Source organism: Proteiniphilum sp. (assembly GCF_034331125.1).
Lineage (GTDB): Bacteria > Bacteroidota > Bacteroidia > Bacteroidales > Dysgonomonadaceae > Proteiniphilum > Proteiniphilum saccharofermentans.
Window position 1 is genome coordinate 119,337 of sequence record NZ_JAXQGC010000058.1, and the last position, 21,748, is coordinate 141,084.

At 42.1% G+C, this 21,748-nt stretch carries 21 protein-coding genes; 16 read left to right on the forward strand and 5 right to left on the reverse strand.

Translation table 11 applies throughout. The annotated features are described in order from the left end of the window. Nucleotides 1–30 precede the first annotated feature (30 nt). From U2P89_RS14205 to U2P89_RS14240, 8 genes are all read left to right on the forward strand, one after another. Complete coding sequence (locus U2P89_RS14205; protein WP_091904953.1) at nt 31–597, forward strand: DUF4827 domain-containing protein; 567 nt, start codon at nt 31–33, stop codon at nt 595–597. 103 nt (nt 598–700) lie between these two features. Further along, on the forward strand, nt 701–2,083 hold the full coding sequence (gene glmM, locus U2P89_RS14210) for a phosphoglucosamine mutase (protein WP_322191705.1): 1,383 nt from the start codon (nt 701–703) through the stop codon (nt 2,081–2,083). A 94-nt stretch (nt 2,084–2,177) separates the two neighbouring features. Further along, the gene (locus U2P89_RS14215; protein ID WP_091904950.1) at nt 2,178–3,008 is read left to right on the forward strand and encodes a hypothetical protein; all 831 of its coding nucleotides are present in this window, start codon (nt 2,178–2,180) and stop codon (nt 3,006–3,008) included. 65 nt (nt 3,009–3,073) lie between these two features. Continuing rightward, complete coding sequence (locus tag U2P89_RS14220) at nt 3,074–4,342, forward strand: sigma-54 interaction domain-containing protein (protein WP_091904947.1); 1,269 nt, start codon at nt 3,074–3,076, stop codon at nt 4,340–4,342. Nucleotides 4,343–4,346: 4 nt separating this feature from the next. Continuing rightward, nucleotides 4,347–4,853 carry an LptE family protein gene (gene lptE / locus U2P89_RS14225; protein WP_091904944.1) on the forward strand — a complete coding sequence of 169 codons (507 nt, stop codon included), beginning with the start codon at nt 4,347–4,349 and terminating at the stop codon, nt 4,851–4,853. A 4-nt stretch (nt 4,854–4,857) separates the two neighbouring features. After that, nucleotides 4,858–5,613, forward strand: coding sequence for a tetratricopeptide repeat protein (locus tag U2P89_RS14230; protein ID WP_139298010.1), 756 nt, complete (start codon nt 4,858–4,860; stop codon nt 5,611–5,613). A gap of 42 nt (nt 5,614–5,655) precedes the next feature. Further along, nucleotides 5,656–6,024, forward strand: a complete 369-nt coding sequence (gene secG / locus U2P89_RS14235) for a preprotein translocase subunit SecG (protein WP_091904938.1) — start codon at nt 5,656–5,658, stop codon at nt 6,022–6,024. A 41-nt stretch (nt 6,025–6,065) separates the two neighbouring features. Then, nucleotides 6,066–6,617 (forward strand): outer membrane beta-barrel protein, encoded by a 552-nt coding sequence (locus U2P89_RS14240; RefSeq protein ID WP_091904935.1) that lies wholly within the window; start codon nt 6,066–6,068, stop codon nt 6,615–6,617. Between the two features lie 38 nt (nt 6,618–6,655). Here the strand turns inward: U2P89_RS14240 and U2P89_RS14245 are convergent, their stop codons facing one another. The 5 genes from U2P89_RS14245 to nadB form a co-directional block, all read right to left on the reverse strand. Further along, nucleotides 6,656–6,949 (reverse strand): DUF721 domain-containing protein, encoded by a 294-nt coding sequence (locus tag U2P89_RS14245; RefSeq protein WP_091904933.1) that lies wholly within the window; start codon nt 6,947–6,949, stop codon nt 6,656–6,658. 5 nt (nt 6,950–6,954) lie between these two features. Next, nucleotides 6,955–8,061, reverse strand: coding sequence for a DNA replication/repair protein RecF (gene recF / locus U2P89_RS14250; RefSeq protein WP_091904929.1), 1,107 nt, complete (start codon nt 8,059–8,061; stop codon nt 6,955–6,957). Between the two features lie 54 nt (nt 8,062–8,115). After that, the gene (gene cdaA / locus U2P89_RS14255) at nt 8,116–8,874 is read right to left on the reverse strand and encodes a diadenylate cyclase CdaA (RefSeq protein ID WP_091904928.1); all 759 of its coding nucleotides are present in this window, start codon (nt 8,872–8,874) and stop codon (nt 8,116–8,118) included. Between the two features lie 6 nt (nt 8,875–8,880). Beyond that, nucleotides 8,881–9,717, reverse strand: coding sequence for a dihydropteroate synthase (gene folP, locus U2P89_RS14260; RefSeq protein ID WP_091904926.1), 837 nt, complete (start codon nt 9,715–9,717; stop codon nt 8,881–8,883). 86 nt (nt 9,718–9,803) lie between these two features. Next, entirely contained in the window at nt 9,804–11,384 is a 1,581-nt protein-coding gene (gene nadB / locus U2P89_RS14265) for an L-aspartate oxidase (RefSeq protein WP_322191706.1), read from the reverse strand. Nucleotides 11,385–11,642: 258 nt separating this feature from the next. Here nadB and U2P89_RS14270 point away from each other — a divergent pair, with 258 nt between their 5' ends. The 8 genes from U2P89_RS14270 to U2P89_RS14305 all read left to right on the forward strand — a co-directional run bounded on the left by U2P89_RS14270 (nt 11,643) and on the right by U2P89_RS14305 (nt 21,043). Next, the gene (locus U2P89_RS14270) at nt 11,643–12,911 is read left to right on the forward strand and encodes a carboxypeptidase-like regulatory domain-containing protein (RefSeq protein WP_313381634.1); all 1,269 of its coding nucleotides are present in this window, start codon (nt 11,643–11,645) and stop codon (nt 12,909–12,911) included. Nucleotides 12,912–13,056: 145 nt separating this feature from the next. Further along, on the forward strand, nt 13,057–13,326 hold the full coding sequence (gene rpsO / locus U2P89_RS14275; RefSeq protein ID WP_076928515.1) for a 30S ribosomal protein S15: 270 nt from the start codon (nt 13,057–13,059) through the stop codon (nt 13,324–13,326). 557 nt (nt 13,327–13,883) lie between these two features. Beyond that, a complete protein-coding gene (locus U2P89_RS14280; RefSeq protein WP_322191707.1) occupies nt 13,884–15,047 on the forward strand; it encodes a XylR family transcriptional regulator in 1,164 nt (387 codons plus the stop codon). 117 nt (nt 15,048–15,164) lie between these two features. After that, complete coding sequence (locus tag U2P89_RS14285) at nt 15,165–16,511, forward strand: MFS transporter (RefSeq protein ID WP_092027845.1); 1,347 nt, start codon at nt 15,165–15,167, stop codon at nt 16,509–16,511. A gap of 97 nt (nt 16,512–16,608) precedes the next feature. Then, the gene (gene nagA, locus U2P89_RS14290; RefSeq protein WP_076928507.1) at nt 16,609–17,799 is read left to right on the forward strand and encodes an N-acetylglucosamine-6-phosphate deacetylase; all 1,191 of its coding nucleotides are present in this window, start codon (nt 16,609–16,611) and stop codon (nt 17,797–17,799) included. After that, the gene (locus tag U2P89_RS14295) at nt 17,780–18,568 is read left to right on the forward strand and encodes a glucosamine-6-phosphate deaminase (RefSeq protein ID WP_322191708.1); all 789 of its coding nucleotides are present in this window, start codon (nt 17,780–17,782) and stop codon (nt 18,566–18,568) included. Before nagA ends, U2P89_RS14295 begins: the two co-directional genes overlap by 20 nt. 57 nt (nt 18,569–18,625) lie before the next feature. Further along, nucleotides 18,626–19,624: a Gfo/Idh/MocA family protein gene (locus tag U2P89_RS14300; protein WP_322191709.1), complete on the forward strand. Its 999-nt coding sequence runs from the start codon at nt 18,626–18,628 to the stop codon at nt 19,622–19,624. A 9-nt stretch (nt 19,625–19,633) separates the two neighbouring features. Further along, nucleotides 19,634–21,043, forward strand: a complete 1,410-nt coding sequence (locus U2P89_RS14305) for a putative oxidoreductase C-terminal domain-containing protein (RefSeq protein WP_322191710.1) — start codon at nt 19,634–19,636, stop codon at nt 21,041–21,043. Nucleotides 21,044–21,748 lie beyond the last annotated feature (705 nt).

A 21,748-nucleotide genomic window follows, 5' to 3' on the forward strand; every position in this document is an offset into this window, starting at 1 on the left:
TGGTTCTTGATTCTAAATAAAAACAATTATATGAAACTATTCCATTCCATAGTTCTCACCTTTGTCAGTTTAGTTATCCTGACTACCTCCTGCAATAACAGGAAAACATATGCTGACTATCTGAAAGACGAGAAAAAGGCAATTGATCTCTTAATATCGAAAAATAATTTCGAGATCCTTAGGGAATTTCCGGTAGATAGTGTATTCGGTGAGAATGAATTTTATAAAGATCCGAATACAGGCGTCTATTTTAATATCATTGACCTTGGTGACACTACACACAGACCTCAATGGAGGGAGAAAATATATATCCGTTTTAAAGGGTTGCATTATTTCGCGACCGACGATACAATCCGCTACTCCAATTACCAGAGTACTTTTTCTGAAGAGTTGGAATATTTTGGTCCGGTTAATTCGACAACATTAAGCGCCTATTCAAGTTCAACCGCAGGATGGGCTGTCCCCCTGTCCTATGTAGGTCATAGGGGAAAAGTAAAACTGATCGTTCCTTTCGAGATGGGTTCAACGTACGACCAATCCAGTTATCAACCCACCTATTACGAACAGGTGGAATACAGATTCGAGAACCAGTGGTGATCGTAATCCGGCAACGATCCCATAAACGAAAGAAACAGGTATCATCTTCGGCTGGCATCTTTAGATCAGCATCAAAATCTATAATTGATAAAGAGAATCTTTTATGACATTAATCAAATCCATATCCGGGATAAGAGGAACAATCGGCGGGATAGTCACCGAAAATCTGACCCCACTCGATATCGTAAAATTTACGGCTGCTTATGCCGCATTTATCAAAAAACAGTCACAAAAGCAAAAACCCTGTATTGTTGTAGGGAGAGATGCCCGTATTTCAGGAGAGATGGTGCATCGTATCATCACCGGCACATTGATAGGAATGGGATGTGATGTTACCGATATCGGGATGGCCACAACCCCTACCACCGAAATCGCCGTTGAAAAAGAAAATGCTTCCGGAGGTATCATTATTACAGCCAGCCACAACCCTAAACAGTGGAATGCCCTGAAACTATTAAACAGCAGCGGGGAATTCCTCAGTGCAGCCGAGGGAGAAGAAATTCTCTCCATTGCCGAATCGGAAGATTTTTTATTTTCTCCTGTTGATGAGCTGGGGAAAGTCACCCAGAAGCAATACCTCCACGAACATATCCAACAAGTCCTGTCACTCGATTTAGTGGATAAAAAAGCCATAGAGGCTGCTAACTTCCGGGTGGCAATAGATTGTGTAAACTCTGTCGGCGGAATTGCTATCCCTGAATTATTATATGCCTTGGGAGTGAAGGAGATATTTAAGCTCCACTGTGCACCACATGGCAATTTCTCACACAATCCTGAACCATTACCACAGCATCTGACGGAACTGGCATCACTCACACGTAGCTCCAAAGCATCCGTAGGCTTTGCCGTGGATCCGGATGTAGACCGGTTGGCGATCTATTGTGAAAACGGTGAGCCGTTTGGAGAAGAGTACACGCTCGTGGCCGTATCAGACTATGTTTTGCAACATACGCCCGGTAATACAGTATCTAACCTTAGTTCCAGCCGTGCACTGAGAGATGTTACACGTGCCAGGAACGGAGAATATAATGCTGCGGCTGTAGGAGAGGTAAATGTGGTAACTAAAATGAAAGAGACAAATGCGGTGATCGGCGGAGAAGGTAACGGCGGCGTCATTTATCCTGCTTTACATTACGGCCGCGATGCACTCGCAGGTATTGCCCTGTTCCTCACCTATCTCGCCAAATCGGGGAAAACACCTTCGGAATTAAGAAAGTCATATCCGGTCTATTTTATGGCAAAACAAAAGGTAGAACTCACACCCGGTATTGATACGGAAATGATCCTGAATAAGGTGAAAGAGATATTCAGTGACCAGCAGATAACCGATATCGACGGAGTGAAGATCGACTTTCCCGACAAATGGGTGCATCTGAGAAGATCGAACACTGAGCCCATCATCCGTGTTTATTCGGAAGCACATTCCATGGAGGAGGCGGAAGAAATCGGCAAACAAATTATAAAACTCATTCAAGAGTTCTCATAACAAAGTAAAACTGTCGCCATTTTTTCACTCAATTGCCACTTCATCCTGAATGATGTGGCTTTTGAATTAAATAAACTAAACAGGTGCGGAATTAATGAAAGAAACACTGATCAGTCGCGAAGAGTTGCGTAGTCTGCACCCTGTATTCAGGGGCAAATACGGAGACAAATTGATAGACTTGGGTATAAAAATATCTGCATTGCATGTTCCGAATGAAATTTACAACCGATCTAAACATCTTACCGGACCCGATTTCTGTAAAGATGTGCTGGATAAACTCGAAATCACCCGTACGGTAAGAAACACGGAGGTACTCGATGAATTCCGGGATCGTCCCTTCATCACAGTATCCAATCATCCTTACGGACATGTCGACGGAATTGCTGCGATCGAGACCGTGGGCAGCCGGGTACATAATTATAAAATGATGGTGAATGTTATTCTCGGATTGATCGATACGATGGCAGAGAATTTCATTACGGTAAACCCTATGAAATATGCTGAGAAAAACAGTATCACCTATGCCGGCATCAAAGAGAGTATCGCCCATGTAAAGGCAGGATTTCCATTGGGTTTTTTCGCCGCAGGAGCTGTGTCGAATCTTATTTTTAAGAAAGGAAAACTGGTGATTGAAGACCGGGAGTGGCAACCGGCAGTTGTCAAGATTATCCAGAAAACGAAAGTACCGGTCATCCCGATGCATATCTCCGGACATAATAGCCTTTCGTTTTATCTTTCAAAAATATTTGGTTATAAAGTGCGTACCCTTAGGCTGTGCCATGAATTATATAACAAAAAGGGAAAAGAAATGGTAATCACGCTGGGGAATCCCATTATGCCGGATATGATAGCATCGTTTAAAGACAACATACCACGTTTGGGACAATACCTGAAGGAAGAAACATACGCTTTAGGATATAAATAAATTTGCTCTGTACTCGCTTAACGAAAAAGTTCATATCTTTGAATATTCAAAAAAACAGCACGCTTATGGCAAAACACTCTTTACAACAGGTGAAGCAACGTTTTGGGATCATTGGTAATGACCCTAAGCTGGATCGTGCTATCGACGTTGCTTTACAGGTGGCTCCCACCGACCTCTCGGTGCTTATCACCGGGGAAAGCGGTACCGGAAAAGAGAATTTTCCGCAAATTGTGCATCAGTACAGTAATCGGAAGCATGGCCCCTATTTTGCCATCAACTGCGGTTCGATACCCGAAGGTACCATTGATTCGGAACTGTTCGGACATGAAAAGGGTTCGTTTACCGGTGCCACGGGCACCAGAAAAGGTTATTTTGAAGTGGCCGACGGCGGCACACTCTTTCTCGATGAAGTGGGCGAGCTTCCACTCCCGACACAGGCACGCCTGCTTCGCGTACTAGAGAGCGGAGAGTTCATCAAAGTAGGATCCTCCAAGGTGGAGAAGACTAACGTACGCGTGGTAGCAGCCACCAACCTCGATATGGTACAGGCAGTAGAGAGAGGAAAATTCAGGGAAGATCTCTATTACCGTCTCAATTCAGTACCCATCCGCATCCCGCCGTTGCGCGACCGGGCAGAGGATATTCCTCTATTGTTCAGGAAATTTGCAGGCGATTGTGCTGAAAAATATATGATGCCCCCCATCACACTGACCGATGACGCAAAAGAGAAACTGAAAAGCTATCGCTGGCCCGGGAATGTACGTCAACTGAAGAATATCACGGAACAGATATCGGTCATTGAACAGGAACGTCTCATCACAGCCGATATACTTCAAAAGTATTTGCCAAACAATGAAGTAGGAATGTTACCCGTTTCGGTACATCAGATACATGAATCGGAACAAAAATCATTCGCCAATGAACGGGAAATACTCTATCAGGTGCTGTTCGACATGAAGAAGGATATCACTGACCTGAAACGTGTAGTAAAAAGCATTATGGAGGATTCGGCGCAACATTCTTCATATAATGCATCCTCAAACGAAATGCATCATTCCTCATCTATCATTACAAACGACAACACCCGGGTTTCCGTTCCCGTGAAATATGAGGCCATGCCCAAAAAGATCACTTTGGATGAACCCGAGAGAAATAATATTCAGGAAGCTACCGAATATGAAGAAAGTGCGTTATCAATCAGTGATGTGGAGAAGGAGATGATCATGAAAGCGCTGGAAAGGCATAATGGAAAAAGAAAGTTGGCAGCTAACGATCTGGGTATTTCCGAACGCACACTTTACCGCAAAATTAAGGAGTACTCACTCTTAGGTTAAGATTATGAAGAAAAATATTTTCATCCTCCTGTTATTACTGATCTCTGTCAGTTCATGTCGTATATCCTACTCCTTCAGGGGTACCTCCATCAACTATGATCTCACCAAAACGCTCCAGATAGGACACTTCGTCAATCAGGCACCATTGGTTTATCCCCCTCTTGAACAAAAGTTCAATGAGGAGATGAAGGATATGTTTACCCGCAACACGCGTCTGCAACTGGTAAACCAAAACGGAGACATGGAAATCGAAGGAGAGATTGTAGGGTATGAATTAACACCCCTGGCTGTACAGGAGGATGCGTTCGCTTCCGAAACACGACTAACCATGACGGTAAGGATGCGATTCCGGAATAATAAAACAGATGATCCCGAAATAGAGGAGAGGATATCTGCGAACCGCACGTTCTCCAGTAATGAGGTATTTGACACTGTACAGGACCAACTTATTAATGAGCTCATCGACGAAATTGTAGATCAGATATTCAACGCCACCATGTCAAACTGGTAATTATATGCAAAAGGAAGATCTATACAACTGGATGGAAAATCCGGAAAGGCTGGACACTTCCACGTTGGAAGAATTAAAAACGGTAGTGGGGAAGTATCCTTATTTTCATACTGCCAGGCTACTATACACAAAGAATTTAAACCTGATTGACAACCAGGGGTATGAAGAAGAATTGGGCAGAACAGCTGTTTTGTGCAATGACAGAAGGAAACTGTTCTACCTTATCTACCAGGAGGAATACGGGAAATTACTGAAGACAGATAAGGGAATTCACTTAAAAAGAGCCGACAGAACAGAAGAGTTACTTGAATCATTCCTTTCGTCGCTCGGGGAAAGAGAGATGATTGAGCCTACCGTAGAAAATGCAGAGTTGAATCTGGCTACGACGGACTATTTTTCCTATCTGAAATCGCTGGGCGGGGGGACCGGCAATTCTGATCACACTGAATACCAAAAATTACAACATCAGGATATTATCGATGCGTTTATCGAAAAAGCGGAATCAGATATACTATTCGTTCCACAGGATACACCCCCAACCGAAACGAAACAGGAAAGAGAGGAAAAAGAAGAGGGTGGGAGCGAATTCCTGACAGAAACACTTGCCAGGATATACATCAAACAAAAGAAATATGAACAGGCGCTCACAATAATTAAAAGGTTAAGTTTGAATTTTCCAAAAAAAAGTGTTTACTTTGCGCACCAAATTCGTTTTCTCGAATTGTTGATTAGTATTGAACGTTCTCGTCAAGCCAAATGAGTAACGTCAAATTTATTTGAACAAAATAAAGATAAATAAGATATGTATATTTTCATCACAATCCTTATTGTATTGGCAGCGATCTTGATGATCTTCGCCGTATTGGTGCAAAAATCCAAAGGAGGAGGACTGGCAAGCGGTTTCGCATCATCGAACCAGATTATGGGTGTCCGTAAAACAACTGACTTCCTGGAGAAGTTCACATGGACATTGGCGGGTACGATCATTGTTCTGAGTATCCTGACGGCCAAATACACGACCTCACATTCAAACGTTCCGCAATCTCAGATAGAAGTAGAACAACCGGCTCCGCTGAATCCTTCCACAGCACCGAATGTAACTCCTGAAATACCTGTTCCGTCGCAAATGCCCGCTCAACCCCAACCAGAAGAAGGCACACAGGGAGAGTAAGGCATGATTTGCCTGACATACGACCTTAGAACGATGATCGTATGAAACGATTGTTTTTTCTTTTTTTCCTGTTCTCAGCTCTGTCAGCCGGGGCCCAGATTATCACATACGACACCATCAGGGTGTCTCCCGACCAGACTGCCACTTTCGACAAAAGCAAACTCCGTTTTGGAGCTAACCTGGGCCTATCGATAAGCAGTAACTACACAAATCTGGGTTTTGGGCCGCAGATAGGCTACCAATTCAATGATTATTTCATGGCTGGTACAGGGGTCAAATACTACTATACCAGAGCTCGTACTAACGAATATGAAATAAGGAATAATTTACTGGGCGCAAACCTGTTTGGTTATTTCTATCCGGTAAACTTCATCACCCTGTTCGCACAACCCGAACTAAATTATATCTGGGCTAAATTTACCTCCAGGACAACAAAGGATTCCATAATGGACAGGGGACTTGTACCTTCACTGGTAGTAGGAGCCGGTTTCCGTCTGGGAAGATCGCATGTCACTCTGAACTACGACCTAGTGCAACACACAAATTCTCCTCATCCGGAAGGGATCTATTTAGGGGTTTCCGCTTTTTTCTAAAGCCTGGGTTTTCCTTTAGGCAGATCATTTCCCAAAAGTCAACGAAACACAATATCATGCACAACAGTCATCTCCGCATGTTCATTCAATTTTTTAATCAGTTCCTCTTTGATCATCATCAACTCAGCGCGTAACACAGCTGAAGTAAGATGGACGTAAAGGGTATCACGGTTGAAATAGAGATTGCCGGTGTACCTGGCTATCCCTTCTCCAAACAATTCACTCCAACCCCTGATAACACGCTGTTGCGCCATCTTTACCCTGAGTGCACTATTCTCACTAAAGAAATCGGAGAGTGCTTCTGACAACGATTGAGCATTTTTCTTCTGCATACAGACTAATCTTTCATCAGGTTTATCTCGCCATCCACTACAGAATAGATATGTGAGTTGTTATTAACCCTCGCCAATATCTTATCAAGCGATCCCCTGTTGGTGTCCGATATGAATATTTGTCCAAATTCCGATCCTGAAACCAATTTTACAATCTCCTCCACCCTTTTCGCATCAAGTCGGTCGAAAATATCATCCAACAACAGGATAGGCGTTGTCCTGCCCGTTTTCAACAGGAAGTGAAACTGAGCCAGTTTCAGTGAAACAAAATAGGTCTTGTTCTGCCCCTGTGATCCCACCTTTTTGATAGGATAGCCATCAAGCAACATCTCCAGTTCATCACGGTGAATACCCACCGAAGTATGACCGAGATAGACATCACGCTGCCTGTTATGTCTCAACTTTTCAAGGAAATCAGCATCATCCAATTGAGAAGTATAGCTAAAGGAGACCTGTTCTCCCGATTGACTGATATTCGCATAGAATTGATTGAAGATAGGAGTAAATTCCTCAATAAATTCTTTCCTTTTATTATAAATGAAGGCTCCGGCTTCGGCCATCTGCTCTTCCCAGAGATCCAACAAAGTGAAATCGATAAGCGATTCCTCATTTTTCAACAACACATTGCGTTGCTGTAATGTTTTATTATACCTTAGTAAAGCACGCAGATACTCCTTGTCAAACTGGGATACAGCCATATCCATAAATCTGCGGCGCACCTCGCTTCCACCTGTAATCAGTTCATTATCGGCCGGAGATATCATTACCAGAGGAATTAACCCGATATGGTCTGAAAGCCGTTCATATTCTTTCTTATTGCGCTTGAACTGTTTCTTTTGCCGGCGACGGATAGCACAATAGACCTCCTCTTTGGTATCATCCTCAAACTCATACTTCCCCTGCAACAAACAAACCTCTTCACCATGTCTTATGATCTGCGAATCCACAGGATTGGTGTAACTTCTGCAAAAGGAGAGATAATAAATGGCATCGAGCAGATTGGTCTTCCCCATTCCATTGTTTCCGATGAAACAATTCATCTTGGGTGACAAAGTAAGATCTGCCTGAGTCAGGTTTTTATAATTAATAAGGGAAAGTTCTTTTAAAATCATAATATTGAAAATTACCAATTACAAATTAGTAATTAATCACAACGACACATTAGGTTAGTCTTCCAACAACAAGCGTTGCAGATCCTCCGGTGAAATATTCATCTTAAGTCGTCCCTGTGATGCAAACGATATCTTCCCTCTCTCTTCGGAAACGATAATCACTTTCGCATCGGTCTCCTGAGATATTCCCAATCCGGCCCTGTGACGCAATCCAAGATGAGTGGGAATATTGGGATTCTGAGAGATAGGCAAAATACATCCCGCAGCTTTAATCTTCTTTCCGACAACGATCATGGCCCCGTCATGCAAAGGGCTGTTCTTGAAAAATATATTCTCGATAAGTCTCGACGATATATCGGCATTGACAATTTCACCGGTCTGTTCATAAAGGCCTAAATGAAGATCACCCTGAATAGCAATCAGTGCTCCTGTATTGGTTCTTGACATGTTCATACACGCAAGCACGATAGGTGTCAGGTACGACTTATCATTCTTCTGTTTATCAGGAAAGAACAGTTTTGTGATAAAGTTCCACCCTTTTTTGGAACCGAGTGACATCAGAAAACGTCGGATCTCATCCTGAAAAAGGATTACCAATAAGAAAAGTCCCACACTCACAAACTGGTCAAGGATGGATCCGAGCAATACCATATTAAATACCCGTGAGACCAGAATCCAGATTACCATGAAAACCAGGATTCCGAGAAAGAGTGGACGCATCCCCGAGATCTTCACCAACCGGAACAGGTAGTAAAGAAGTAGCGCTACCAGCACTACATCAATGAAATCTTTTATTCCAAAATGTGAGAACATATTTTCTTATGAATCAAATGCAATGTTTTCGATGATTTTCACGCATTCTACAGCCTCTTTCACATCATGCACCCGCAGGATGTCAGCTCCTGAAAGCAACGCCACCGCATTGAGCACGGATGTACCGTTCAGGCTTTCTTCAGGTGTAGTTCCGAGCAGTTTGTAGATCATCGATTTTCGCGATATTCCTACCAGTATAGGTTCCTCAAAGATATGAAAATATTTCAGATAAGCCATCAATTCATAATTTTGAGAGATTGTTTTACTGAATCCGAAACCGGGGTCTATGATCACATCACTTACTCCGAGTTGATTCAATTTTGCCTTACGCTCAGAGAAATAATAGAGGATATCCTGAATAAAATTGTCATAATGGGTAAACTGCTGCATTGTCTGCGGTGTACCACGCATATGCATCAGAATATAAGGAACATTCAGTTGAGCCACAACCGGAAACATCCGTTCATCTATCTGCCCTCCCGAAATGTCGTTGATGATATTCACTCCATATTCTTCTACGGACTCCTTCGCCACATCAGCATAAAATGTATCCACAGAAAGGATCGTATCGGGAAATTCATTACGGATTAACTTCAGAGCAGGCATCAGCCGCTCGGTCTCCTCTTTTGCATCGAGAAACCGGGAGGCAGGAGAAGAGGATTGTGCGCCCACATCGATTATTGTCCCGCCCTCTCTGATTATCCGGGCACACCTCTTTATAATCTCGTTGGCAGCTTCTGTCCTGCTACCTGAAAAGAAGGAATCGGGAGTGACATTCACAATACCCATCACACGGGGTGTGGAAAAATCAAGCAGTTGACCGTTTATATTAATTGTCTTCATTCTTTCAATAATTGTAGAACTGAGAACTAAGAAGTCAAGAAGTTGAGAAGTTTGAATCTTGAATCTTGAATCTTGAATTTTGAATCTTAAAGTACCGAATCGGGATTCTGGCCGGGATAATCAACGGTATAATGTAATCCTCTGCTCTCTTTTCGTACCATAGCCTGCTTAATAACCATATATCCCACCTTGATGATATTCCTCAATTCACAAATATCACGCGATACCACAGAACGCTGGAAGAGATCCTCAGTTTCCCGGAACAAGATATTCAACCGGCTAAGCGCTCTTTGCAAACGCAAATTTGAACGAACAATGCCTACATAAGACGACATGATCTGTCCTACTTCCCTGTAACTCTGCGTAATCAACACCATCTCCTCGGGAGAGGTCACCCCTTCGGCATTCCAGGAGGGAATATCTTCGCGGAACGGGTACTGCCTGAAGAGCGGAATAGAATGTTTTGCCGCAGCATCGGCGAAAACTACCGCTTCAATCAGGGAATTAGATGCCAGCCGGTTAGCCCCATGAAGTCCTGTACAGGCACACTCTCCGTTAGCATAAAGGCGACTGATACTCGTCTCCCCATCCATATTCACTTTAATCCCTCCACACAAATAGTGAGCCGCAGGAGCCACAGGGATCATATCTTTAGTAATGTCAATCCCGTAGGAAAGACATTTTTCATAAATGGTAGGAAAATGTTTCCGGGTCTCTTCAGGCTCTTTATGGGTTACATCCAGAAAAAGGTGCTCAAAACCTTTCTCTTTCATCTCGGTATCGATTGCACGAGCAACAATATCACGGGGAGCAAGCGAGCCCCGATCATCATATTTGTGCATAAACTCTTTCCCGTCGAGTGTCTTCAACACACCTCCGTAGCCACGCATCGCCTCGGTAATAAGAAACGAAGGGCGTGCACCGGGATGATACAATGCCGTGGGGTGAAACTGCACAAATTCCATCCCTTTGATCTCACCCTTGGCACGCGCTACCATAGCAATACCGTCGCCTGTAGCGACCAGCGGATTAGTGGTGGTCTGATAAATACAGCCAATCCCGCCTGTGGCCATCATGGTGACCCGGGCAAGAAAAGTATCGATCTCGTTGGTTTCCTGATTGAGGATATAGGCTCCATAACATTCAATACCCGAAGTATGCCTTGTAACCACCTGCCCCAGATGATGCTGCGTAAGCACTTCAATCGCAAAATGATGATCAAAGACATCGATATTAGGATGTTTTCGGATAGTTTCAATCAGGCTGTCCTGGATTTCTGCCCCGGTATTATCCTTATGATGCAAAATACGAAATTCAGAATGTCCTCCTTCCCGGTGGAGATCGAAGTTGCCTTTATCATCTTTATCAAAATCAACTCCCCATCTTATCAGTTCTCTGATTTGATCAGGCGCTTCACGCACCACTTTTTCCACCACCTCCACGTCACAAAGCCCTGCTCCGGCATCCAACGTATCGGCTATATGCTTCTCGAAATTATCCCACGGATTAGTTACAGAGGCAATTCCCCCTTGGGCATAATATGTATTGGCATCTTCAAGGGAATTCTTTGCCGCAATAGCTACTCTTCCATGTTTTGCCACCTTCAGTGCATAACTCATTCCGGCAATACCCGAGCCGATCACCAGAAAATCATATCTATAAACCATTTACCTCTTCTTTAGGATTATTTCGATACAAATTTACAAGATTTTTCCCGGAATCATCAACCATTTCCACAAATACCTCTCCCCTCTCTAGCGCAACATTTCCAAATCTTCCAACGCAGCTCCCGATAGAGCAATCCGCAAGGTTAAAAAACGTTATACATCCAAAAAATCTCTCCTAATTTGTTTTCTTTGTATATTAAATAAACCGACTGCTAAACATCACGATACTACCTGTCTCACACTCTTAATTATTTTGGTATGAACAACTTATTCCGTCTGCTTCTATTTCTCTGTCTCCTATCGACTTCGAGCCTGTTTTCCGGAAATACTGCTCAGCCGGATTCCACCTATCTGCTTAGAGGCAGGGTGATTGGTGGCGACACCAATGAGCCGCTGGTGAATGCAAGTGTTTCGGCACAACAGGTGAATGTATCGAGCGTTACCAATCAGGATGGATATTTTTCCATTCGTGTCCCGGCCTCTACAAAAAATTCACAACTGCTTATCCGATATCTGGGATATGAAAACCGGAATATCCCGATAATTACACTGATCGATAATCCAAACAACCATATCACTTTAAAGCCTTCTCCCATTGAATTGAGTGAGGTCGTCGTGGTATCGGGTGACGGTAAAGAGTTAATAAAAGAGGCATTGCAACGCATTCCGCAGAATTATCCCGATAATCCTCATATGATGGTTGCTTTCTATCGTGAATCAGTTAAGAAGGGATCGAATTATATCTCGCTGGTGGAGACGGTACTGGATATATATAAAGCTACCTATAGTTCATATAGTAATGATCAGGCCAAGATATATATTGGACGCAAGGCCACCGATATCTCTCCCCGCGACACCGTCCTTCTGAAATTTCAGGGAGGTATCAGCGATGCGTTGATGCTTGATATTGCTAAAAACCCGGAGATCGTTTTCGGAACAGATGCATCAGAGTATCAATTTCATATCGAGGGACTGATTAATATCAACGACAAACCACACTATATCATTTCATTTGCACCCCATCCGGGAATAAAAGAAATCCTGTTCAGGGGAAATATTTATCTGGATGCTGCATCCCTCGCCTTCGCCCGTATGGAATTTAATATGAATGTGGAAGACCGCAAAGATGCAGCTAATATATTTATCAGACGAAAACCATCCAAGATGAGGGTGGAAGTAAGCAAGGCACAATATGTAGTGGATTTTACTGAAAATAACGGAAAGTGGTTCTTTAATTATAGCAGTACTGAAGTTTCATTCCGCGTGCGATGGACAAACCGATTCTTCGGCCTGTTTGCCACTACCTACACTATCGGCTCGGAAATGGCTATTACCGACAGATATGACAACAATGTGGTGAAATTCCCCCGTAACGAACGGATCAGGTCTACTGATGTAATCGCTGAAAAGGTGGAACATTTTCTTGATCCTGACTTCTGGGGCGAATATAACGTAATTGAACCAAATCAGGAAATAATGGATGCCGTGAAACGATTGAGCGGGAAATTACGGCGAAGAGCGGAATGATCCCGATAAATCGGGACAGGTAGTGATGATTTGATGATATAGTGATTGCAACTAAAGAAAATTGCAAAACTGTTTGGAATTAGCAAATTTAGGTGTACCTTTGCAACCCAAAAGTTTTATACAATTATATTATTTACAAATCAGTATGTATTTAGATTCTGCTAAAAAGAAGGAAATCTTCGCCAAATACGGGAAGTCCAACACTGATACTGGCTCATCAGAAGCGCAGATAGCATTGTTCTCCTACCGTATTTCGCATTTGACTGAGCATCTCAAGTCAAACAAAAAAGATTATAGCACAGAAAGAGCATTGAAAATTTTAGTCGGTAAACGTCGTCGTTTACTCGATTATCTGATCGACACAGATATCGAAAGATATCGTTCCATTATCAAGGAACTGGGGATCAGAAAATAATTTTCTCAAAAAAGGACGAAAAGAGGATGGAACAATTGTTTTTTATCCTCTTTTTTTATCCTTGATCTTTTGCATTAAAGAAAATTAAACATCTACTCAATGATACAAGCGACCAGAGAACAATATATAACGAATAGAATAACAATTATTTACATATATGCCCTCTATGGGAGACAGATGACAGCGCTTAAAAATATGTTACAGAAATATGTCTTATAACATATTTTTTTATTTTGCAGATTCAAAATAGCGCTCTATCTTTGTATCGATAACCTAAAACAATCTTTTTTACCTTAATGCTGATATCACGTTAACCGATACAAAAGAGGCCTTCTCGATCGAGGGGGCCTCTTTTTTTTAAAATTTTTGGTTATATAAAAAAATATCTATATTTGAGGCATAAATGAGGTGTTTTTCGATTTTTGAACTTTTTCGTTAAGCCAAATGAGCAGAGTCAAGCTTGCTTGAACTATGCCATGGCGAGAATTGAAAATCGAGGAGCGCAGGCGACTCAAATAGTCTAACTTTAGTGAACGTTTTTCTAATAACCTTCCATTATGCTAAAAATACTTATTCTTATTGATTATTCCAGCGAATTCAGTCGCCGGCTGCTCAGAGGGTTGATCCAATATTCCAAGGAACACGGTCCCTGGATCTTTTATCGCCTACCCTCCTACTATAAAACACTGTACGGCAAAGAGGGCATCGTAGAGTGGGCCAAAGAATGGGAAGCCGACGCTATTGTGGCACGATGGGATCATGACGGAACAAATCTGCTGGAGTCATTGAACATCCCTATCCTGCTTCAAAATTACAAAGAGCGAAGTTCCTATTTCTCCAATCTGACCGGAGATTATTTCGGTACCGGAGAGATGGCGGCACAATTTTTCATCAAAAGGCGCTACCGGAATTTTGCATTCTATGGAAATAAGGGTGTGGTTTGGTCACGTGAAAGAGCAGAAGGATTCAGATCTCAAATAGAAAAAGCAGGTGGAAATTATCACTACTTCGAAAGCGAAAATCTGAACGGGGAGGAATGGAGTACAAGCCATATACAACTCGATGAATGGCTCTTGTCGTTACCTAAACCCGTGGGGTTGTTTGCCTGCGACGATAATTTCGCACTGAGGGTATCACAGATATGCAAGATCAACAATATCAGGATTCCTGAAGATATCGCTTTATTGGGAGTAGATAATGACGAACTGATCTGCAATCTGTCCGATCCTCCTATCTCATCTATTGTTACGGATGTGGAAAAGGGCGGATACGAAGCAGGCAGGCTAATCGACAGAATGAGTAACGGAGAAATCAAAGACCCGTTCAATATTATCATCCGGCCGACAAGGTTTGAGCTTCGGAAATCTACGGAGAAGTACGATATCGCGAATGAGTATATTTCTCAGGTAGTGAAATTCATTGAAGATAACTTTATTTCCGATATCAATATTGAGGAGCTCACGGAATTGGTTCCGCTATCCCGGCGTAATCTGGAAGTGAAATTCAAAGATGAAATGGGAACCTCTATTTATCAGTTTATCCTAAGTTGCAGGATCGATTATTTTGCACATTTATTGGTTACCACTGAAAGAACCCTATTCGACATGGCATTGGAGTCAGGGTTCAACGACTGTAAGAATATCGCAAGAATATTTAAAAAGATGAAAGGCTGTACTCCCATCGAATATCGTAAGAAATACAGTGATTCCCGCACCGCATAACGTTATTTGAAAACACAATTACGTTTTTAAAGCATTTCTATACCATATAAAAAAATAATTTTGTGCTTTAAGTACAAGAGGAAGTCCTACTTCCTATTTCTTCAAACTTATAACAATATGAGTAACAATCCTCAAATCAATCATGTACAAGACAGAAGCACTACCATCAAATCGATGATAATACTGGCGCTGCTGTTTTTTATTTTCGGATTGGTATCATGGGTAAACACCATCTTAATACCCTATTTCCAGCTAACTCTTCAATTATCGAATTTCCAGTCCTACCTGGTGACATTTGCCTTTTATATTGCCTATTTGATTATGGCAATCCCTTCTTCTTTTTTATTAAATAAGGTAGGGTACAAAAAAGGGATGATGTTTGGATTATGGTGTATGTCGATAGGAGCTTTGCTTTTTGTTCCGGCTGCTTACTGGCGTATCTATCAAATATTCCTGTTGGGATTATTCCTGTTGGGAGTGGGACTGGCTATTCTCCAGTCTGCGGCTAACCCCTATGTAACTATTGTAGGCCCCATAGAAAGCGCCGCCAAACGGATGAGCATTGTAGGAACCGGTAATAAACTGGCAGGAGTGATTGCAAATCTGATATTTGCAGCCGTCGTTATCAGGGAATCCGACAAAGTACTGATGCGGGATATTGAAGCGGGAAATTACACCGGGGAGGCTTTAGAAACGGCTTTAGATACCCTAATAAAGGGGGTAATGACACCCTACCTCATTTTGGCTATTGCCCTGTTTATCTTCGGTATAATTGTCCGTTATTCGCCTTTACCTGATCTGGATCCCTCAATAGTAAATAAACGATCCGAGCAAGATGAAAATTCACGTAAATCCATCTTACAATATCCTGCACTCATATTAGGAGTGGTTGCCATGTTCTTTCATATAGGAACCCAGATGATCGCATTGGGAACCAGTATTAAATATGCGGGAACTATGGGTGAGAGCCTTGCGGGGCCTGCCCAAAACATACCCTCTTACACTATGTTGCTGACTTTTATCGGTTATTTTTCAGGAATCATGCTTATACCAAAATATCTGAAGCAACGGAATGCCCTCCTGATTTGTGCCTCTATCAATTTACTGCTATCTGTGATGATGATAACCACGTCGGGAACGGTACGGTTTCTTGGGATCACTTCCGATATCTCCCTTTGGTACTTAGTGATGATGGGACTTCCGAATGCCCTGCTATATGCCGGCATCTGGCCGTTGGCAATTAACGGATTAGGAAAATACACTAATCTGGGTTCCGCATTCCTCGTAATGGCTTTAAGCGGTAGCGCTATCATGCCCATCGTTTATAATGCTTTTGTAGAATTAAATGCATCTTTATCTCCCTTTGAGGCAATGAAACAGGCTTATTGGATCCTGATTCCCTGCTTTGCCTATATTGTTTGGTACGCTGCCAGTGGACACAAAATCAAATCATGGAGAAAATAATGTGGAATGATAGAAAGGTGAAAAGGTTTTCCAAATCCCAAATCAAACATCCCAAATTCTTTAGTTTTTAGTTTTTCACTTTTAGTTTTTAGTTTCTATGAATAATCGAATCATCATAAAAAACGGAAAGGTCATTTTCCCTGATAGGATAGAAGAGAATCTGGCTATTGTATGTGAGAACGGAAAAATAATTGACATCGTAAGCACGGAAGCAGTTGTTTTCGGTAACGAAGATATGGTCATTGATGCCCAAAACAAATATGTATCGTCCGGATTCATCGATATCCACACCCACGGTGGTGGCGGACACGACTTTATGGATGGAACCGTCGAGGCATACCTTGGAGCGGCAGAAATGCATGCCAAACATGGAACAACAGCACTGCTGCCTACCACTCTTACCAGTACATTTGAAGAACTGCTGAAAACTTTTGCCACCTATAAAGAAGCGGTAAAACAGAACAATAAGGGAGCCCTATTTCTCGGCCTGCATCTTGAAGGTCCTTATTTCGCATATAACCAACGGGGGGCACAGGATCCCAAATATCTCAGAAATCCCGAACCGGAAGAATACAATAAGATATTGGAAGCATCGGACGATATCGTTCGATGGAGTCTCGCACCGGAACTGCCCGGTGCATTAGAGTTCGGGAAAGTGCTCGCAGAAAAGAATATACTTACTTCTATTGCACATAGCGATGCCATCTACGAAGAGGTAGTGGATGCTTACAATGCCGGATTCAACCATATCACCCATCTCTATTCGGCAATGTCGACCGTCACCCGTCGGAATGCTTTCCGGTATGCCGGGATTGTTGAAGCAGCCTATCTGATCGATAACATGAATGTGGAAATTATTGCCGATGGAGTACATTTGCCCAAATCTCTCCTTCAGTTCGTATATAAATTCAAAGGTCCTGACAAAACTGCACTCGTTACCGATTCAATGAGGGGAGCAGGTATGCCCGATGGAGAATCCATATTGGGTAGTCTCGACAAAGGGCAAAAGGTAATCATTGAAGATGGTGTGGCCAAACTGCCAGATCGTACAGCTTTTGCAGGAAGTGTTGCTACTACCGACCGGTTAGTCAGAACCATGGTAAACATAGCTGAAGTCCCTTTGGTGGAAGCGGTAAAGATGATAACCTTAACCCCGGCCCGCATGATGAAGATAGATCAGCAGAAAGGATCTATTCAGAAGGGTAAAGATGCCGATTTTGTTATTTTTGATAATAATATTAATGTTTCATACACAATCTTGGAAGGAAATGTCATATACCGAAATTAACACGAATGTAATCACATTCACTAAAGGAATGTTGGAAGTAAAAATCTTCCATACGCGAGAGGAAATGGGTAAGGAAGCGGCGGCTAATGTATCGGAGACCATCCGGCAATTACTCGGAGAAAAAGAGGAGATCAATATGATCTTTGCGGCCGCACCGTCACAAAGTGATTTTATGAAAGAATTGATTGCCGATAAGCAAATCCGCTGGGAAAAGATCAATGCTTTTCATATGGACGAGTATATAGGATTGGAAAAAGATGCACCGCAAGGATTCGGAAATTTCCTGAAAGAGCGTATTTTCGATAAAGTCCCGTTTAAAAGCATCCATTATATAAACGGCAGGGCTGAAGATCCTTACGCTGAATGCGAAAGATATGCGGGGTTGCTGAATCAGTACCCGGTAGATATTGTTTGTCTCGGGATTGGGGAGAACGGACACATTGCATTCAACGACCCTCCTGTAGCTGATTTCAATGATCCGAAACAAGTAAAAGCAGTAGAACTGGATATGGCTTGCAGGCAACAGCAAGTAAATGAGAATCTGTTTTCCGGTATAGACATGGTACCGACCCATGCTATTACAGTCACCATCCCTGCCCTGTTGAAAGCCAAATATATGTTCTGCATGGTACCGGCTAAAAACAAGGCTGAGGCGGTCTACCGCACATTAAATGAAGAGATCAGCGAGAAATGTCCGGCTACTATCTTGAGGACAAAAGAAGATGCTTTCCTCTACCTGGATAAAGCAAGTGCATCACTTTTAAATTAAAAAACAATAGATACTGTGTCTTGAATCTTGGTTCTTGATTCTAAAAATTCAATCATTATGAGACTAAAAATTATTTTATCAACTATTTTGTCGGGACTTTTATTGATAGCCCAGGCACAGATAAAGGTAGGAATTATCGGATTGGATACCTCCCACGCCATCGCATTCACTAAAGAGTTGAACGGAAAAGATAAAAAGGAGCAATATAAAGATTTCAGGATTGTGGCCGCCTATCCCTATGGATCAAAAACAATCAAATCGAGTTACGATCGAATCCCCGGCTATATAGAGCAGGTAAAGGAGATGGGAGTGGAGATTGTACCTTCCATTGCCGAACTTTTGGAGAAAGTTGATTGTGTATTATTGGAAACCAATGATGGTAATTTGCATCTAGAACAGGCTTACGAAGTATTCAAGGCCGGGAAGCCCATGTTTATAGATAAACCCCTTGGGGCCACACTCGCTCAAGCCATCGCGATTTACCAACTCTCCAAAGAATACAAAGTTCCTATTTTCTCTTCCTCCGCTGTTCGTTTTACCCCTCAAAATCAAACACTACGCAACGGAGAATTGGGAAAGATACTTGGAGCAGACACCTATTCACCCGCAACAAGAGAATTGACCCATCCCGATTTCGGATGGTATGGCATTCATGGAATAGAAGGATTATTCACTATTCTGGGGACAGGTTGTGTATCGGTAAATCGTATGTCGGCTGAAGGTACAGATGTGGTGGTCGGTTTATGGAACGATGGCCGTATCGGCACATTCAGAGGTCGTCGTACCGGAAAGCATGTTTACGGGGGTACTGTTTTTACCGATAACGGAACAGCTCCTGCCGGAGGATTTGAAGGCTACGGGGTTCTTTTAGACGAAATAGTGAAATTTTTCAAAACCGGAATTCCTCCTGTAACAGAAGAAGAAACATTGGAGATATTTACTTTTATGGAAGCTTCTAATGAAAGTAAACGCAAAGGAGGAAAAATTATTCTGATGGAAGAAACTTATCGTAAAGGCTTAAAAGAAGCCTATCAATTACTTCAGGAATTAAAATAACTTGCAGTAATGAAACAATATCTTAAAATTGTCGCAATAGGTATGATGTTACTATCTTGTGTGCAAAAAAATAACAACGCAACCAAAGAAGAGACAATATTCACAGGGGAAATGGGAGAAATACAATTAATTGTGGTTGCCCCCGGTCATTTTCATGCTAATTTACTCCAAAAAAGCAGCATGCCACAAGTAAACGATTCGGTATTTGTATATGCACCTGCAGAAGATGCAGGAATAAAACAATATCTTTCGGCCATAGAATCGTTCAACCAAAGAGATAAAGACCCTACGAACTGGCAAACTATTGTCTATACGGATGACGATTTCCTGAGTAAAATGGTGACTGACAAGAAAGGGAATGTAGTTATACTTGCCGGTAACAACAAAGAGAAGACCGGATATATTTTCAGTGCCGTAGATGCCGGATTAAATGTGCTTTCTGATAAACCCATGGCAATTAAGCGGGAAGATTTCCATTTGCTCCAAGAAGCGTATGCCAATGCCGAAGCGCACAATGTGCTATTATACGATATGATGACCGAGCGTTATGATCTGCTGAATATCATAGAGAAGGAGCTCATCAATGATCAAGATTTCTTTGGAGAGCTGCAAACAGGCACACCGGAAGATCCTACTGTATATATGGAAAGCGTACATCATTTTTATAAAGAAGTATCCGGAGCACCGCTAATCCGTCCGGCATGGTATTACGATGTGGAACAACAGGGAGAGGGCATTGCTGATGTGACCACACACCTGATCGACTTGCTGTTCTGGAAATGTTTTCCCAATCAATCCATAGAGTATATCCGGGATATCGGGAACATCTCATCCACCCACTGGCCCACCGAAATTACATTGGCACAATTTACAAAATCAACCGGGGAAACCTCTTTTCCCGATTATCTGCAAAAATACCTTGACAACTCCATATTGAAGGTTTATGCCAATGGTACGATCAATTTTGATGTGAAAAATCGGGCGATAGGCTTAAAAGTCATCTGGAACTGGCAGGCGCCGGAAGGTGGCGGCGATACTTTCAGGTCAGTTGTACAAGGAACAAAAGCCATTCTGAAAACGGTACAGGACAAGGAACATAATTTTATAAAGCAGTTGTACGTACAGAAGCCCGAAGGATTAGACGAAAACAAATTTTCCGACAGCATGAAAAAAGCGATCAAAAAAATCCAGACAACTTATCCTTTCGTATCTGTTTCACCCACATCTACTAAAGGAGAGTATCTTATCAATATCCCTGAGGTAAACAGAGAGGGGCATGAATCGCATTTCAAACAGGTTGCAGAAAGTTTTTTCAACTTCCTGGTAAACCGGGATATGCCGGAATGGGAAAGAGCCAATACATTGGCAAAATATTATATCACAACAAAAGCTGTAGAAATTGCAAAAGAAAGGAATTGACAACGGCGGAATTTATTATCCTTCATCAATGATGTTCCATGGCTCATTAAAAAATATAATGGGAACACGCTTTGATTTGCTAATTATAGATCAAGACAGATTGAAGTGCCAAGAAGCCTGGAACTATATAAATTCCGAACTTCAACGACTTGATCAGCTCTTTAATCGCTTTGACAGTGCAAGCGAGACTTCAAAGATCAAATAGGGAAGGTTACAAGACGACACCATTGTATTTGGTGCTTTTGATGAATCTAGATGGAGTAATGAGAAATATATTTTTCCTCTACTTCCTGTAAGATATTCAGATTATTCTTACGGTGCAGATCTGCATGATATTGTTTGTCGTAATGTTAATACATCGGGGAACCATCATGTGCTGATTATTCTTCCCTCAAGGACAAAGATATATAATATTTTCTGCTCTAATATTTCCGATAATCCGAAAGGTGGAAAAAGGAAGATAATACGGATCTACGGAAACGGACAATATGGACAAGGGTTTAAGGCTGGAAATATGTATAATATTTACATGAATGATATTCGTTCACATAAGGCTGATATTGCATTAGAACTTCTTGCTCCTGTATATGATTCGCACTTCAATAAAATCGTTCAACTCAATTATACGGGATTGGATGTTAAAATGGATTCAATTTGCATAAACACGAAATTTACAAATATCCACAAAACACAATCAGTGAAGTA

What these genes read in the sequence shown, in the direction of transcription:
- U2P89_RS14205 (WP_091904953.1), top strand. Translation starts at nt 31, where the DNA reads ATGAAACTATTCCATTCCATAGTTCTCACCTTTGTCAGTTTAGTTATC.
- glmM (WP_322191705.1), top strand. Translation starts at nt 701, where the DNA reads ATGACATTAATCAAATCCATATCCGGGATAAGAGGAACAATCGGCGGG.
- U2P89_RS14215 (WP_091904950.1), top strand. Translation starts at nt 2,178, where the DNA reads ATGAAAGAAACACTGATCAGTCGCGAAGAGTTGCGTAGTCTGCACCCT.
- U2P89_RS14220 (WP_091904947.1), top strand. Translation starts at nt 3,074, where the DNA reads ATGGCAAAACACTCTTTACAACAGGTGAAGCAACGTTTTGGGATCATT.
- lptE (WP_091904944.1), top strand. Translation starts at nt 4,347, where the DNA reads ATGAAGAAAAATATTTTCATCCTCCTGTTATTACTGATCTCTGTCAGT.
- U2P89_RS14230 (WP_139298010.1), top strand. Translation starts at nt 4,858, where the DNA reads ATGCAAAAGGAAGATCTATACAACTGGATGGAAAATCCGGAAAGGCTG.
- secG (WP_091904938.1), top strand. Translation starts at nt 5,656, where the DNA reads ATGTATATTTTCATCACAATCCTTATTGTATTGGCAGCGATCTTGATG.
- U2P89_RS14240 (WP_091904935.1), top strand. Translation starts at nt 6,066, where the DNA reads ATGAAACGATTGTTTTTTCTTTTTTTCCTGTTCTCAGCTCTGTCAGCC.
- U2P89_RS14245 (WP_091904933.1), bottom strand. Translation starts at nt 6,949, where the DNA reads ATGCAGAAGAAAAATGCTCAATCGTTGTCAGAAGCACTCTCCGATTTC.
- recF (WP_091904929.1), bottom strand. Translation starts at nt 8,061, where the DNA reads ATGATTTTAAAAGAACTTTCCCTTATTAATTATAAAAACCTGACTCAG.
- cdaA (WP_091904928.1), bottom strand. Translation starts at nt 8,874, where the DNA reads ATGTTCTCACATTTTGGAATAAAAGATTTCATTGATGTAGTGCTGGTA.
- folP (WP_091904926.1), bottom strand. Translation starts at nt 9,717, where the DNA reads ATGAAGACAATTAATATAAACGGTCAACTGCTTGATTTTTCCACACCC.
- nadB (WP_322191706.1), bottom strand. Translation starts at nt 11,384, where the DNA reads ATGGTTTATAGATATGATTTTCTGGTGATCGGCTCGGGTATTGCCGGA.
- U2P89_RS14270 (WP_313381634.1), top strand. Translation starts at nt 11,643, where the DNA reads ATGAACAACTTATTCCGTCTGCTTCTATTTCTCTGTCTCCTATCGACT.
- rpsO (WP_076928515.1), top strand. Translation starts at nt 13,057, where the DNA reads ATGTATTTAGATTCTGCTAAAAAGAAGGAAATCTTCGCCAAATACGGG.
- U2P89_RS14280 (WP_322191707.1), top strand. Translation starts at nt 13,884, where the DNA reads ATGCTAAAAATACTTATTCTTATTGATTATTCCAGCGAATTCAGTCGC.
- U2P89_RS14285 (WP_092027845.1), top strand. Translation starts at nt 15,165, where the DNA reads ATGAGTAACAATCCTCAAATCAATCATGTACAAGACAGAAGCACTACC.
- nagA (WP_076928507.1), top strand. Translation starts at nt 16,609, where the DNA reads ATGAATAATCGAATCATCATAAAAAACGGAAAGGTCATTTTCCCTGAT.
- U2P89_RS14295 (WP_322191708.1), top strand. Translation starts at nt 17,780, where the DNA reads ATGTCATATACCGAAATTAACACGAATGTAATCACATTCACTAAAGGA.
- U2P89_RS14300 (WP_322191709.1), top strand. Translation starts at nt 18,626, where the DNA reads ATGAGACTAAAAATTATTTTATCAACTATTTTGTCGGGACTTTTATTG.
- U2P89_RS14305 (WP_322191710.1), top strand. Translation starts at nt 19,634, where the DNA reads ATGAAACAATATCTTAAAATTGTCGCAATAGGTATGATGTTACTATCT.